Annotated in this window: 14 protein-coding genes; 5 read left to right on the forward strand and 9 right to left on the reverse strand. The window is 63.7% G+C overall.

The genetic code is table 11. The annotated features are described in order from the left end of the window. Nucleotides 1-37: 37 nt before the first annotated feature. Entirely contained in the window at nt 38-1,099 is a 1,062-nt protein-coding gene (locus EB231_RS08930; protein ID WP_172348481.1) for an ABC transporter permease subunit, read from the forward strand. Beyond that, entirely contained in the window at nt 1,092-1,847 is a 756-nt protein-coding gene (locus EB231_RS08935; RefSeq protein WP_172348482.1) for an ATP-binding cassette domain-containing protein, read from the forward strand. The genes EB231_RS08930 and EB231_RS08935 overlap by 8 nt, the downstream gene beginning before the upstream one ends. Before the next feature lie 92 nt (nt 1,848-1,939). Here the strand turns inward: EB231_RS08935 and EB231_RS08940 are convergent, their stop codons facing one another. From EB231_RS08940 to EB231_RS08965, 6 genes are all read right to left on the reverse strand, one after another. Next, a complete protein-coding gene (locus tag EB231_RS08940) occupies nt 1,940-2,461 on the reverse strand; it encodes an L-2-amino-thiazoline-4-carboxylic acid hydrolase (protein WP_172348483.1) in 522 nt (173 codons plus the stop codon). Between the two features lie 85 nt (nt 2,462-2,546). Then, nucleotides 2,547-3,323: an ABC transporter ATP-binding protein gene (locus EB231_RS08945; protein WP_172348484.1), complete on the reverse strand. Its 777-nt coding sequence runs from the start codon at nt 3,321-3,323 to the stop codon at nt 2,547-2,549. Then, nucleotides 3,320-4,117: an ABC transporter ATP-binding protein gene (locus EB231_RS08950; protein ID WP_172348485.1), complete on the reverse strand. Its 798-nt coding sequence runs from the start codon at nt 4,115-4,117 to the stop codon at nt 3,320-3,322. The genes EB231_RS08945 and EB231_RS08950 overlap by 4 nt, the downstream gene beginning before the upstream one ends. Then, entirely contained in the window at nt 4,114-4,944 is an 831-nt protein-coding gene (locus EB231_RS08955; protein ID WP_172348486.1) for an ABC transporter permease, read from the reverse strand. Before EB231_RS08955 ends, EB231_RS08950 begins: the two co-directional genes overlap by 4 nt. After that, the gene (locus EB231_RS08960; RefSeq protein WP_172348487.1) at nt 4,941-5,927 is read right to left on the reverse strand and encodes an ABC transporter permease; all 987 of its coding nucleotides are present in this window, start codon (nt 5,925-5,927) and stop codon (nt 4,941-4,943) included. The genes EB231_RS08955 and EB231_RS08960 overlap by 4 nt, the downstream gene beginning before the upstream one ends. A gap of 131 nt (nt 5,928-6,058) precedes the next feature. Further along, nucleotides 6,059-7,669 carry an ABC transporter substrate-binding protein gene (locus EB231_RS08965; protein WP_172348488.1) on the reverse strand — a complete coding sequence of 537 codons (1,611 nt, stop codon included), beginning with the start codon at nt 7,667-7,669 and terminating at the stop codon, nt 6,059-6,061. Between the two features lie 367 nt (nt 7,670-8,036). Between EB231_RS08965 and EB231_RS08970 the strand changes: the two genes are divergently transcribed. Beyond that, a complete protein-coding gene (locus EB231_RS08970) occupies nt 8,037-9,227 on the forward strand; it encodes a M24 family metallopeptidase (RefSeq protein ID WP_172348489.1) in 1,191 nt (396 codons plus the stop codon). Between the two features lie 191 nt (nt 9,228-9,418). Here EB231_RS08970 and EB231_RS08975 read toward each other — a convergent pair whose 3' ends face one another. The 3 genes from EB231_RS08975 to EB231_RS08985 are packed head-to-tail and all read right to left on the reverse strand — an operon-like array spanning nt 9,419 to nt 11,915. Then, complete coding sequence (locus tag EB231_RS08975; RefSeq protein WP_172348491.1) at nt 9,419-9,835, reverse strand: cupin domain-containing protein; 417 nt, start codon at nt 9,833-9,835, stop codon at nt 9,419-9,421. Between the two features lie 5 nt (nt 9,836-9,840). Continuing rightward, a complete protein-coding gene (locus tag EB231_RS08980) occupies nt 9,841-10,707 on the reverse strand; it encodes a phosphoenolpyruvate hydrolase family protein (RefSeq protein WP_140772192.1) in 867 nt (288 codons plus the stop codon). A gap of 11 nt (nt 10,708-10,718) precedes the next feature. Then, nucleotides 10,719-11,915 carry a Tm-1-like ATP-binding domain-containing protein gene (locus EB231_RS08985; protein ID WP_172348492.1) on the reverse strand — a complete coding sequence of 399 codons (1,197 nt, stop codon included), beginning with the start codon at nt 11,913-11,915 and terminating at the stop codon, nt 10,719-10,721. 51 nt (nt 11,916-11,966) lie between these two features. On the opposite strand from EB231_RS08985, the gene EB231_RS08990 reads away from it, so the two are divergent. Together EB231_RS08990 and EB231_RS08995 are read left to right on the forward strand one after the other, a co-directional pair. After that, the gene (locus EB231_RS08990; protein ID WP_172348493.1) at nt 11,967-12,662 is read left to right on the forward strand and encodes a TetR/AcrR family transcriptional regulator; all 696 of its coding nucleotides are present in this window, start codon (nt 11,967-11,969) and stop codon (nt 12,660-12,662) included. A 359-nt stretch (nt 12,663-13,021) separates the two neighbouring features. Next, nucleotides 13,022-14,338 carry an ABC transporter substrate-binding protein gene (locus EB231_RS08995; protein ID WP_172348494.1) on the forward strand — a complete coding sequence of 439 codons (1,317 nt, stop codon included), beginning with the start codon at nt 13,022-13,024 and terminating at the stop codon, nt 14,336-14,338. The last annotated feature ends 61 nt before the right edge of the window (nt 14,339-14,399 follow it).

Raw genomic sequence — 14,399 nt, forward strand, 5'->3', positions numbered from 1 at the left:
GCCAATCGAGACCTGTTGAAGGCGCCGCGGAGTATCCATGACCTCGACATCACCTGCCCAGCCGGCCGACAAGCATGTCGCCCCTCAAGCCGATCACGGCGATCCAGCCAGGAGCCTGATCGCACGCATCGCCGAAGGACGCGCCTGGCTGTTCCTTGCCGGCTTGATCGTCTGTTTCGAGGTCTGGTCGAGGCTCGCCTTCGGTGCGACCTTCATGCTCAACCCGTTCAACCTGCAATCCATCGCGATCTTCGCCGTGGCGCCGCTGCTGCTGGCGACCGGCCAGACCTTCGTCATCATTTCGGGCGGCATCGACTTGTCGCTTGGCTTCATCATGGGCCTTGCCGCTGTCATCGCCGCGCATGCCACAAACCTGGCGGGAGCCGCAATTCCCCTGCCGCTGGCCATGCTGGCCGGCATCCTTGCCTCGGTGATCGTTGCCGGCGTGCCGGGCGTCATCAACGGCCTGCTGATCTCGCGGCTAAAGGTGCCGCCCTTCATCGGCACGCTCGGCATGTTCGGCGTCGCGCGCGGCGCCGCCTTCCTGCTCGCCGGCGGCACCACCGTGCCGGTGCAGAATTCCTGGTTCGCGCTGCTCGGCAACGGCAAGTTCTATGGCGTGCCCTATCTGGTGCTGATCACCGCGGTCTTCGTCATCGTCATGCACTATCTGCTCAGCCAGACCCGGTTCGGCCAGCACAATTATGCCATCGGCGCCAATGTGCAGGCGGCGCGGCGCGCCGGCATCGACATCAGGGGCCACATATTGCGGCTCTATGTGCTGTCGGCAATGTGCGCGGGCCTTGGCGGCGCGCTCTATGCCGCGCGCTTTACCGCGGGTGCGGCGCAGGCAGGCGAGCCCCTGCTGCTCGACAGCGTCGCGGCGGTGGTGATCGGCGGCGCCAGCCTGTTCGGCGGCTCCGGCACCATCTTCGGCACGGTCGCCGGCGCGCTGGTCATCGCGGTCATCCAGTACGGGCTGGTCTTCGTCAATGTCGAACCGTTCTGGCAGTTCATCGCCGTCGGCGTCGTCATCATCATTTCCGTCCTCATCGACCAGGCGCAACGCCGGTTCAGTGGAGCTCGTCAGGATGAATAGCAGCAACCAGACCACGCCCCTGCTGGAGGTCCGAAACCTGTCCAAGCACTTCGGCGCCGTGCGCGCGCTCAACGATTTCTCCATGGCCGTGGGGCCGGGCGAAGTGGTGGCGCTGGCCGGTGATAATGGTGCCGGCAAGACGACGCTGATCAAGGCGATATCGGGAGTGTTCCAGCCGACGGGTGGCGAAATCCTGCTCAGGGGCCAGCCGGTGACGTTCGCGACGCCGCAGGAGGCGCGCGAAAAGGGCATCGAGACGATCTACCAGGATCTCGCGCTCGCCGACAATCTGTCGATCGGCGCCAACATCTTCCTTGGCCGCGAACCGATGCGCAAGGCGTTCGGCTTCCTGCCGGTGCTCGACCGCAAGGCGATGGCCGAGGCGGCCAAGGCGACGATGGGCCGGCTGGACTTCCATGTCAGCCGGCTCGAGGCCCCGGTCAGCAATTTCTCCGGCGGCCAGCGCCAGGCCGTCGCCATCGGCCGCGCTGTCTACTGGGATGCACAGATCCTGATCATGGACGAGCCGACCGCCGCGCTTGGCGTGCCGGAGCAGCGCAAGGTAATTTCGCTGATCCACCAGCTCAAGGCGCAAGGGCGCGGCGTGATCTTCATCTCGCATAATCTGCAGGACATCTTTGCGGTCTCGGATCGCATCGTCGTGCTGCGGCGCGGCGTCCAGGCCGGCGAGCGCAAGATCTCCGAGACCAACCATGACGAGGTCGTCAAGCTGATGGTCGGCGGCTAAGGTGAATTGATATTCAGTGATGCCGGCCTGCAAACGGTCGCTTCGCGTCCGTCTTCGATTCCGACTCGGCCTGACCTGAATCTCAACAGACCTTAGATCGTCAATCGCCTAGCCGCATCGCGGTTGGCCAATGCGATGTGGCAGCAGCCGGAGCCGTGGCCCGGCGTCCAGGTGACGTTGTCGAAGCGCACGCCGGTCGCCTCGAACAGGCCACGGTCGAAGGCGCCGGCGATGCGGCAGAGCGTGGCGAGCTTTTCGTCGCCAACGCCGGCCTTGACCCAGGCGTCCTTCAGCGGGCAGCGCTTGACCTTGAAGGAGATGCGGTCATCGCCGCGCTCGACATCGGTCGGATACATCTGGCCGCCATCAGGGCTGACGGCCAGGAAGGCCTCGCCGATGGCGCGCGCGTCGTTGGCGCCAAAGCTGGCGAAGGCCGCTGCCGCCACCTCCTTGCCGCGCTGCTCGATGGCGCGGATCATGATCGCCTCCGCCTTTTCAGCGCCCAGCTCTCCGGTCAGTTCGTCGAGGAAGAGACGGTAGAGATCGGCGCGGTTGCGGAAGGCGGAATCGAGTTCGCGCGACAGTTTCTCGGCTCTGGCTTGCGGGTCGGTCATGATGCGTCCTGATTTGTTGTTTGATCATGATCTGGACAAAACGGTTCCCGTTTGTCCGGGAAAACCGGGTCCCACTTTTTCGGGATCATGGTCCGGTCCTGTTCAATCTTGGTGCTGCCGCCACCAGCGCCTTGCCGATGGCCGATTGCGGTGCGTCGATGACGGCACGCGCGTCGCCGCTCTCGGCAATCCGCCCGGCATCGAGAAGGATGACGCGGTGGGCGACCGCGCGGACAACACCGAGGTCATGGGAAATGAAGAGATAGGCGATCCGTTCCTGCCCTTGCAGGTCGAGCAACAGGTCGAGGATCTGGCCGCGCACCGAGACGTCGAGTGCCGACACGGCCTCGTCGAGTACGATCAGCGATGGTTTCGTGGCGATGGCGCGGGCGATGGCCACACGCTGCCGCTGGCCCCCGGAGATCTCATGGATGGCGCGGGGCGCCAGATCGACCGCCAGCCCGACGCGCTCGAGCAAGGCAGCAATGCGGCGCGGGCGTTCAGTGCGAGAGGCGATGCCATGGATACGCAAGGGATCGTCGAGCACACGTGCCACCGTGGCGCGCGGGTTGAAGGCGGAGAGTGGATCCTGGAATACCATCTGAAGGCGAGCGCGGCGTGCTCTGAGCGCAGCGCCACGCAAGGCCAGGAAATCATCGCCTTCGAATTCGATGCGGCCGGCGTCTGGCTCGATCAGGCGCAGCACCAGCCGCGCGATCGTCGACTTGCCGCTGCCGGAGGGGCCGGCCAATGCCAATGTTTCGCCGGGCTCGATATGAAAAGAGACATCGTCGGCCGCAATGACGGTCTTGCCACCGCGACGGTAGCGTTTGGTGAGGTTGGACACCGAGAGCAGGCTCATCCGTGGGGCCCGCTTCGGCTCAATAGTGGCTCAGCGTCGAGGCCGATATGGGCGTCGAGCAGTGCGCGCGTGTAGGCCTGAGTTGGGGCGCCGATAATCCGTTCCGTGGCGCCAAGCTCGATCAGCTGGCCGTGGCGGAAGACGGCGATGCGCTCCGCTAGTTCTGCCGCCAGCGCGATATCGTGGCTGATGAACAGCAGCGTCATGCCGTCCTCGGCCACCAGCCTCCGGATCAAGCCGACGATCTCGGCCTGCACGATGGTGTCGAGCGCGCTGGTCGCCTCGTCGGCGATCAGCAGTTTCGGTCCGGCAGCGATCGCGGCGGCGATCGCCACGCGCTGCTTCTGGCCGCCGGAGAGCTGATGCGGAAAGGCATGCAGGGCCGAGTCCGGGTCGGGCAGCTGGATGCGTTGGAGCAAGGTTCTTGCCTTCGCGTATGCCTGAGGCCAGGTAAGGCCGAGATGAGTGCGGGCGACTTCGGCGATCTGTTTGCCGACGGTCATCACAGGATCGAGGCTGGCGGAAGGGTCCTGAAAGACGAAGCCGATGTCGCGGCCGCCGAGGGGAGATTGGCCATGGCCGGGCCATTCAATTCTCCCACCAGCCAATGATGAAGCCGGCAGCAGCCCCGCAATCGCCAGCGCCAGCGTGCTCTTGCCGGAGCCGCTTTCGCCGATGATGGCCAGGCGCTCGCCGGCCATAATATCGAAGCTAACGTCCTTCAGTGCCGCCACCGCGCTGCCGTCGCGGCGGTAGGTCACCGTCAGGTCGTGGATCGAAGCGAGCGCGGTCACGACAGGCCTCTTTTGACCGCCGTCGTCTCGACGATGCCTTCGCCGGCGAGATAGACGCCGAGCACTGTCAACACCAGCGCTATTCCCGGGACGATCGACAGGAAGGGAGCGGTGCGTAGCACGGCGCGGCCCTCCGCGATCATGCCACCCCAGGTGACCCGGTTGGGGTCGCCAAGGCCGAGGAAGGACAAGGCCGCCTCGGTGAGGATGGCGGCCGCGACGATCACCGAGGACATCGCCAGTACCGGCGGCAAGGCGTTGGGCAGCACCTCGCGAAAGGCGATCGCCACCGGATGCATGCCGATGGCGCGGGCGCTGGCGACATAATCGCGTTCGCGAATGGAGAGGACTTCGGCGCGGGCAATTCGAGCCGGTCCGGTCCAGGTGCCGAGCGCTATTGCCGCAACGACGATGCTGAGCGATGGCCCGACGACGCTGACGAAGGCCAGCGCGAGCAGGAAGCCCGGCACGGTCTGGAAGGCGTCGGTGATGCGCATCAGCACCTCGTCGGCGAGGCCGCCGGCAAAGCCGGCCAGCGTGCCTATCACCGCGCCGATGGCGAGTGCCGCCGCCGCTGCGGCAAGGCCGACAGCCAGCGAGGTGCGGGCACCGTGGAAAAGCTCCGCCAGCACGTCGCGGCCGAGCCGGTCGGTGCCGAGCGGCAGCGGCCAGTCCTGGAAGGGTGGCAGCAGCGCCGGGCCGGCGATGGCTTGCGGGTCGCCAGGAAACAGCAACGGCGCGATGAGCGCCATCGCAATCAGTACGGCCAGAAGGATGGCGCCGGCGACGGCCTCGGGCGTGCGCAGAAGGCGGCGCAGCGGGCTCATGCGCTGGCCTCGCCAGCACCGACGCGCGGGTCGAGGAAGGCATAGGCGATGTCGACGAGAAGGTTGATGATGATGACCAGGGCGGCGCTGGTGAGGATGATGCCAAGCAGCAGGGGCGTGTCGCGCGAAGCCACCGCTTCCTGCGCCAGCCGGCCGAGGCCGGGCACGGAAAAGACGCTCTCGATGACGACGCTGCCACCGAGCATCTGCGCCGATTGCAGGCCAAGCATGGTGACCAGCGGCAAGAGCGCATTGCGGGCGACGTGAGCGAGCACGATGCGGCGACGCGAAAGCCCCCTGGCGCGGGCGGCCAGCACGAAATCCTGGCGCCAGGCCTCGGCCATGCCGGCGCGCATCATGCGCAGGTAGAGCGCCAGATAGATGAAGCCAAGGGCGCAAACCGGCAGGACAAGATGGACGGCGATGTCGGCCGCACGGTCGAGGCCGGTCTTGTCCGAGGCGAGCGTCTCGATGCCGCCGATCGGCAGCCAGCGCAGGCCGACGGCAAAGATCACGATCAGCACCAGGCCGAGCCAGAAACCCGGCACGGCATAGAGCGCCAGCGAGCCGATCGAGAGGAAGCGGTCGCGGAAACTGCCGGGGCGGGCGCCGGCATAGATCCCGAGCGTCGAGCCGAGGCCGAAGGACAGCGCGGTGGCGCTGACCATCAACAGCAGCGTGTTGGGCAGGCGCTCGAGGATGACGTCGCGGATCGGCCTGGAGAAGGTCACCGACTGGCCGAGATCCAGGTGCAGCAGCGCCCAGAGGTAGTTGGCGAGCCGCGTCAGTTCCGACTGGTCGAGACCCCAGCGATGACGCAGCAATTCGATCATGCCGGCGTCGCCGCCGGTCGAGACGATATAAGCGTCGACCGCGTCGCCGGGTGCGGCCTCGAGCAATAGAAAGGTGCCGATGACGACGATCAGCAGTACGAAGATGCTGCCGAGGAGGCGGCGGCGGATGAGGGTGAGGGCGCGGGTCATGATCGCCTTACCCTCCCCACAAGGGGGAGTGTAAGGTTGGCGCTGTCCGGCAGGACAGAGGGGGGCGCGAAGGAACTCTCATTCTCGAACCTGAGCACCCGGATTTGCGATGCGCAAGCCTGCAGGGAGCGCTAGCCAGCCAGATATGTGTCCGCCCAGTTCGAGACAGCCCAGCGCGGATTGTTGGCGATGTTGCCCACTGTGTCGCGCGCGACGCTGATGAAACTCCATTCGGCGACGTTGATCAGCGGCAGGTCGGCCGCCACCTCCTTCTGGAACTCCTTGTAGAGGTCGGTGCGGGCCGTGGTGTCGAGCGTTTCCGAGGCCTTGGTGATCAGCGCGTCGAGCGCATCGCTCTTGTAGCCGCCCTGGTTGGAGAACGGCACGCCGTCGGGAATGCCGCTCTGCACCAGGATGGTGGTCGAGATCGCCGGGTCGCCGCGGAATACGGGCGGGCCGACGGCGAGGTCGAAGGCATGGTCGGTGTAGACGGCCTTGATGTGCGCGGCGGAGTCGTTGTTGACCAACTCCGCGTCGATGCCGATGGCGGCCAGCGCCTGGCGCAGATAGTCACCGAACTGCTTGGTCTCGTTGAAATAGGGCGCCGGCAAGAGTTTCAGCGTGAAGCGCTTGCCGTCCGGGCCTTTCTTGTAACCGGCTTCGTCGAGCAGCGCGTTGGCCTTGGCGACGTCGAAGGCATAGGTCGGCACATTGGCGGTGTAGAATTGCGGATCGTTCTTGGGCACCGGTCCGGTGGCTGTCGCGGCATAGCCGAGGAACACCGTCTTGACGACGAAATCCTTGTCGATGGCATGCGCGATCGCCTGGCGCACTTTCAGATCGGCCAGTTCCTTGCGGCGATGGTTGATCTCGACGACGAGCTGATAGGTCAGCCCTTCATAGCCCTTGGAGATCACCTTCAGGCCCGGCACCTTGGAGATGCGGTCGAGGTCGGCCAGCGGCACGGCGGAGAAGGCGGCGAGTTGGATCTCCTCGGCTTCCAGAGCGTTCGCCGCCGAGGTGCGGTCGGGCAGAACCTGGTAGATGATCTCGTCGAGATAGGGCTCGTCCTTGGCCCAGTAATCGGTGTTCTTGATCAGCCGGTAATACTGGCCTGGCTTGTACTCGCCGAACTTGAATGGGCCGGTGCCGATGGGGGCGGTGTTGGCCGGGTTGTCCTCGATCTTGCCGACTTCGTAGACGTGTTTCGGCACGACACTGCTCAGCGCCGGCAGCGCGTTGCGGATCAGCTGGAATGGCGTCGGCTTGGCGAATTTGAAGACGGCGGTGAAATCGTCTGGAGTGTCGACGGCCGCAAGGTCTTTGAACACGGTGCGGCCGAGATTCTGCAGCGGCTTCCAGATCTGCAGCGCGGAGAAGGCGACGTCGGCGGAGGTGAACGGCTTGCCGTCATGCCATTTGACGCCTTCGCGCAGTTTGAACGTCACTGAGAGCCCATCGGCGGAACCTTCCCAACTCAGTGCCAGGCGTGGGGCGAGCCCGTCCTTGCCATCGAAGGAGGCTTCGGCCAGCGTTTCGACGATCTTGCTGGAGATGAAGAAGACACCGTTGGAGGCGACGATCGCCGGATTGAGGTTGCGCGGTTCGGAGTCCGCGGCCAATACCAGCCGTCCACCCTTCTTCGGCGTCTGCGTCCAGCCCAATGTCGGCATGGCCGTGGAAGCCAGAAGCATCGCCGAGCCGGCAAGCATCGTGCGTCTGGAAATCGTGGAACCTGGCATGATCGAACTCCGTCCTCTCCGCGACCCCTTCGGGCGCGACAACACCCCTCGGATGCCGGCATCGGCATCCTTGCGGCAGCGATTATGAGCCTTGCCGAGGGTTTCGCCAGAGACGGAATTGGCGCATCCTTGCTTGGCTTTGAAATTTTCGTTCGCTGGACCAGTTTGAGAGAACGGGTTCAATCCAAGTAATCTGGTAGGACCAGATTTGGCGCATATACGACAGATGATGAGTTGGTGACTGTCCCGCAGCGCCGTTCGCGTATTTCTGGCTAGACCAGAGCGGGCAAAATGGTGCAGATTTGATCCACAGCCAAGGGATATGGGCGAAACAGCATCGATCCCAGGCAAATTCAGGGAGAGAGACATGAACATTGCGCCGGGCAAGAATGCCGTCAGCAATATCCCTTTTGACCAGGCGAGGGTCGACCGGCTGATGGAGGAGGCCGGCATCGATGTGCTGCTCGCAACTTCCAAGCACAACACACAATACCTGCTGGGCGGCTACAAGTTCATCTTCTTCGCCGCCATGGATGCGATCGGCCACAGCCGTTACCTGCCGATTGTCATCTATGAAAAGGGCGGGCCGGATCACGCCGCCTATATCGGCAACCGCATGGAGGGCGGCGAGCACCAGAACAACCCGTTCTGGACGCCGACGCTGCATGCCGCCTGCTGGGGCACGCTGGATGCCGCCAATCTTGCCGTCGAACATCTGCAAAAGATCGGCAAGGCCGGTGCCCGCATCGGTATCGAGCCCGGCTTCCTGCCGTCGGATGCCTACACGCTGATCCGCAAGGCGCTGCCGGACGCGAAGTTGATCGACGCGACCGACATGCTGGAACGTATGCGCGCCATCAAGACCGACGCCGAACTGGAGAAGCTGCGCACCGCCTCCGAACTGATCACCGATTCCATGCTGGCGACCATTGCCTGGGCGCGCGAAGGCAGGACCAAGGTCGAGATGATCGAACAGCTGCGGCGCGAGGAAACCAATCGCGGCGCGCATTTCGAATATTGCCTGCTGACACTGGGCTCAAGCCATAACCGCGCCGCTTCGCCACAAGCTTGGAAGAAGGGCGAGGTGCTGTCGATCGATTCCGGCGGCAATTACCACGGCTATATTGGCGACCTCTGCCGGATGGGCATTCTGGGTGAACCGGACGCCGAGCTGGAGGATCTGCTGGCCGAGGTCGAGGCGGTGCAGCAGGCGGCGTTCTCGAAGGTCAGAGCGGGCACGCTGGGCGGTGACATGATTTCGCATGCCGAAGGCGTGCTGAAGAAATCCAAGGTCGCGCCCTATACGGATTTCTTCGCCCATGGCATGGGCCTGATCACGCATGAGGCGCCATTCCTGATGACCAACCATCCGGTGACTTATGAAGGCACCTACGCGGCCGAACCGCTGGAAAAGAACATGGTGCTGTCGGTCGAGACGACCATGCTTCACCCGACGCGCGGTTTCATCAAGCTGGAGGATACGCTTGCGGTGACCGACAGCGGTTATGTGATGTTCGGCGATCGCGGGCGCGGGTGGAACCGGGGTGGGACCGCCTAGCCGGTATTGAAGGGTGCTGCCCCTCACCCGGATTGCCATCCGGATTGCGAAGGGCAATTCGGGGCAATCCGACCTCTCCCCGAGGGGAGAGGAGGGCCGGCGCGAACGCCAGTCTCTTCTCCCCTTGGGGAGAAGGTGGGCGCGAAGGGCCGGATGAGGGGCCTCCCCGCAAATGAGGGACGGGAGGAAGATTATTTCCCTGCCGGCACCAACCTGAAATCCGGCAGTTCCCTCAACGCCAGCTCAGGCCCGGCGGGCGAGTAGACAACAAACAGCTGCATCGGCCCGTCACCCGTATTCAGCGTCGAGTGAAAACGGCTCTCCGGCACATAGATGGTGCAGCCGGGGCCGACCTTCGCGATCACCGGATTGCCCTTCTCGTCCTCGACCATCTGTTCGCCATGGCCGGAGATGACGAAGATGATTTCCTCGGCGCCCGGATGGTTGTGGCGGGTGTGGCCCTTGCCGGAAGGCAGGTCGACGACGCCGCCGGAAAAGCGGGTAGCACCATTCACTTCCGGAGCCACTGTCAGCGCCAGTCTGCCCCAGTCGAAGCCGAAGGCGCTGACGTCCTTCGGATAGACAAACACCTTGCTCTTGTCCGTCATCTCTCTCATCCCTTCTTTTTCTTCGTGGTCGCTTTGTCGCCGCCCAGTGTGACAGCCTTGAAATCGGCCGTCTGTCTGGCGATCGCTGCTTCCGCCGGCAGCCGTTCCATCGAACTCGCGCCATAGAAGCCATGCAGGCCCTTGGCGCGAGACAGAATGTAGCGGGCGTCATCCGGCATCGAGATCGGGCCGCCATGGCAAAGCAGGATGACATCCTTGCGTACCGAACGTGCCGCCTCGGCGATGGCGTCGATCGCGACCACGCAGTCGTCGAGCGACTTGGCCGAGGTGGCGCCGATCGAGCCGCCCGTCGTCACGCCCATATGAGCAACGACGATGTCGGCGCCGGCCTTGGTCATGGCGCGGGCCTCGTCGGGATTGAAGACATAGGGCGTGGTCAAGAGGTCGAGCTTGTGCGCCTCGGCGATCATGTCGACCTCGAGCCCGAAGCCCATGCCGGTCTCCTCGAAACTCTGCCGCATGGTGCCGTCGAACAGGCCGATGGTCGGAAAGTTCTGCACACCGGAAAAGCCCATCGTCTTCAGCTCGGCCAGAAGCAGTGGCATGATGACGAACGGATCGGTGCCGTTGACGCCGGCGAGCACCGGCGTCTTCTTGACCACCGGCAGCACCTCATAGGCCATTTCCTTGACGATCTCGTTGGCATTGCCATAGGCGAGCAGGCCGGCGGCGGAGCCGCGGCCGGCCATGCGATAGCGGCCGGAATTGTAGATGATGATAAGATCGATGCCGCCGGCTTCCTCGGCCTTGGCCGACAGGCCGGTGCCGGCGCCGCCGCCGACGATCGGCACGCCCTTGTCGATCATTCCACGGAATTTCTTCAGTATGTCCTTGCGCGGTATGGCGGGCATTTTTTGGAACCTCAGTGTCTGGCTATTTCGATAAAAGCCGCGACCGCGGCCTTGGCGAATTCGGGGTCGTTGATGTGCAATGGCAAGCGCGTGACACGGCGCGTGGCGCTCGGTTCGATGGTGCGCTCGATGGCTTCGAACAGGGCGTTGTCGGCTTCCGGATCGAAAAAGGCGCCACCTTCGATGTCCAGGGCCGAGACGCCTTTTTCAGGAATGAGAAAATGTACCGGCCCCTCGCAGAGGGCGAGCCTGGTGCCGATCCACTCGCCGATCGCGCGGCATTCGTCAGCGCTTGTGCGCATCAGCGTGACGTTGGGATTGTGCTCGTAGAAAAGCCGGCCGCGATAGCGTTCCGGTATGGTCGACGGCGCCCAGAAGTTGACCATGTCGAGCGCGCCGACCGAACCGATGTAGGGTAGCTTGCTGCGGGCAATCGCACCGAAGCGATCCTCCGTTGCCGGCAGCACGCCGCCGAACAGGAGGTCGCAAACCTCGGTCGTGGTGATGTCGATGACACCAGACAGCAGGCCGCTGTCGGCCAGCTTCTCCATACTGCGGCCGCCGGTGCCGGTGGCGTGGAAGACCATGCAGTCATATCCGGAGCGGAGCTGGTCGGCGATCGCCGTCACGCAAGGCGTGGTGACGCCGAACATGGTGAGCCCGATCGAGGGCTTGCCGTCGGGCGCCGGGGCCGGGCTTGCCGCCATGCCCGCTATGGCCTGGGCGGCGTTGTGCAGCACGACGCGGGAAAGCCGATTCAGTCCCGCCATATCGGTCACCGATGGCATCATGATGATGTCGGAGACGTCGACATAAGGCGCCGTGTCACCCGAGGCGAGCGTCGAGACCATGATTTTCGGCAGGCCGAGCGGCAGCGCGCGCATGCCCGACGTGATGATCGAGGTGCCGCCGCCGCCGCCTATGCCGATCACGGCGGCGATGTCGTTTCGCGATAGGACGAAGCGGGTGAAGGCGACGCCCATGGCGGCAACCGCGGCGCCACGGTCATCGACGCGGAGCACGGCCGCGCTGCCTTCAGGATGATGACCGGCCACCTGCTTCGCGCTGATGTCAACGGGAACGGTTGAAGCGCGTGTTCCGACATCAACGCGAGAAACGGCAGCGCCCGTGGCGGCGATGGCGTCGGCCAGGAAGGCAAGTTCCTCGCCCTTGGTGTCGGCGGTGCCCACGACGTAGATGCGCTTCATGGGCGGTTCCCAGGTCATTGCAAATTTTTGAGACGCGCGTATCATATTGATATGGATATCTCACGTCAACGAGCCACTGCGGGCGACGACACGGAGCGGGGAAGCGGCCAGGCCGCCGAGCGTGGACCCCGGGCGCGCACGAAACGGCTGATGCTGGAGACGGCGACACGGTTGATGCAGGCAGGCGTCACGCCGTCGGTGAGCGAGGTGGCGGAAGCGGCGGAGGTTTCCCGCGCCACCGCCTATCGCTATTTCCCCAGCCAGGCGGCACTGGTGCAGGCCGTCGTCGACGAGGGGCTGGGACCAATCCTGACCTGGCAATCGACTTCCGCGGACGCCGAGCGCCGAGTCGCGGATCTGTTCGACACGGCGATGCCACGCATCGAGGCCTTCGAGGCGACGTTCAAGGCGGCGCTGAAATTGTCGCTCGATCAATGGGCGCGACGCCAGGCCGGCACGCTGGGCGGCGAGCCGGCCTTCACGCGCGGTCATCGCGTCGATTTGCTGCAGCAGGCGATCGGCCCGCTCAAGGGCCATTTGCCGCCGCGCGACTTCAAGCGCCTGGCGCAGGCGCTGTCGCTGATCTTCGGCGTCGAGGTGCTGATCGTGCTCAAGGATATCTGGGGTCTGGACAGCCGCAAGACGCGGTCCGTCGCGCAATGGGCGGCAGGCGCCCTGGTGCGCGCGGCGGTGGCGGAATCGATTGGTAAAGGAGGTGGCAACGGTTCAAGGGTGATCGTGAGATAGAGCCTATCTGGTTCGACCAGATTTGCATGCCGACTATCAATATTACCCCTGACGCAGAGAGCTATGCAACGCCCCTGCGTATCACTGAGTAGGAAAATCATTGGAAAACAGGCAGATAAAGCCTGAATTCCGTCGGAATGGCTAGGCCCGTCCTCCAAGAAAGGGCTTGACGACGATGCAGAATTGGTAATACCAGATTAGAAAAGAAAAGTGGATCAAAAGTGAGGGCTGCGATCCATTTTCCGGCAGGGCGAGGAGGCCCGAAGCCGGAAAGGTGCGATCACGGGAGGAACTACCGGAGCCGGCCCCGTTGCCGGCTCGCATGACAGGGTAGAATGCGCACAAGGGAGGAAATCATTATGCGCAAGTTAGTGACCAGCATGCTTGCTGGTATCGGCTTAACGCTTGCCTGCGGAACGTCCGTCTACGCGCAGGAAAAGTCGCTCACCATCTTCTGGGCGGAATGGGATCCAGCCAATTACCTGCAGGAACTCGGCAACGAGTACGAGAAGGAAACCGGCGTCAAGATCACGGTGGAGACCACGCCGTGGGCCGACTTCCAGACGAAGGCCTTCACCGAGTTCAACGCCCATGGCGATGCCTATGACCTGGTCGTCGGCGACTCGCAGTGGCTGGGCGCCGGTTCGACCGGGGGACACTATGTCGACCTGACGGACTTCTTCAAGAAGCACGACCTCGGCAATGTCATGGCGCCGGCGACGGTGAAATATTATGCCGAATACCCCGGCAACAGCGGCAAGTACTGGGCCATTCCGCTCGAAGGCGACGCTGTCGGCTGGTCCTACCGCAAGGACTGGTTTGAAGATCCCAAGGAGAAGGAAGCGTTCAAGGCCAAATATGGCTACGACCTCGATGTGCCGAAGGATTTCAAGGCGCTGCGCGACATAGCCGAGTTCTTCTATCGGCCCGACCAGAAGCGCTATGGCATCGCGATCTATACCGACAATTCCTATGATGCGATGGCAATGGGCTTCGAGAACGCGCTGTTCTCCTATGGCGGCGAGCTGGGTGACTATGCGACCTATAAGGTCGATGGCCACATCAATTCCGACAAGGCCGTAGCCGCGCTCGACGCCTACAAGGAACTCTACAAGTTCACGCCTCCCGGCTGGGCCAAATCGTTCTTCGTCGAGGACAATCAGGCGATCACCGAGAACCTGGCGGCGATGAGCATGAACTTCTTCGCCTTCTTCCCTTCGCTGATCAACGAGGCGTCGAACCCGAACGCCAAGAACACCGGCTTCTTCGCCAACCCGCCGGGACCGAATGGCGACCAGTTCGCCGCACTCGGCGGTCAGGGTATCTCCGTCATCTCGTACTCGAAGAAGCAGGACGAGGCGATGAAGTTCCTTGAATGGTTCATCAAGGACGAGACCCAAAAGAAGTGGGCGGCCCTTGGCGGCTATACCTGCAGCGCGGCGGTGCTCAAATCGCCGGAATTCCAGAGCGCCACGCCTTACAACAAGGCCTTCTACGAGACCATGTTCAAGGTGAAGGACTTCTGGGCCGTGCCGGAATACGCCGAACTGCTGCAGCAGCTGAACCAGCGCATCTATCCCTACATGATCGGTGGCGACGGCACCGCCAAGGAAACGCTGGACGCGCTGGCCGCCGACTGGAACGCGACGTTCAAGAAGTACGGCCGCGTTCAGTAACAATCATGCCTCACGGAGGGGGCGTTGGTGCCTCCTCCGTTTCTTTTTCTGCAAATGGGAG

The organism is Mesorhizobium sp. NZP2298 (assembly GCF_013170825.1).
Classification (GTDB): Bacteria; Pseudomonadota; Alphaproteobacteria; order Rhizobiales; family Rhizobiaceae; genus Mesorhizobium.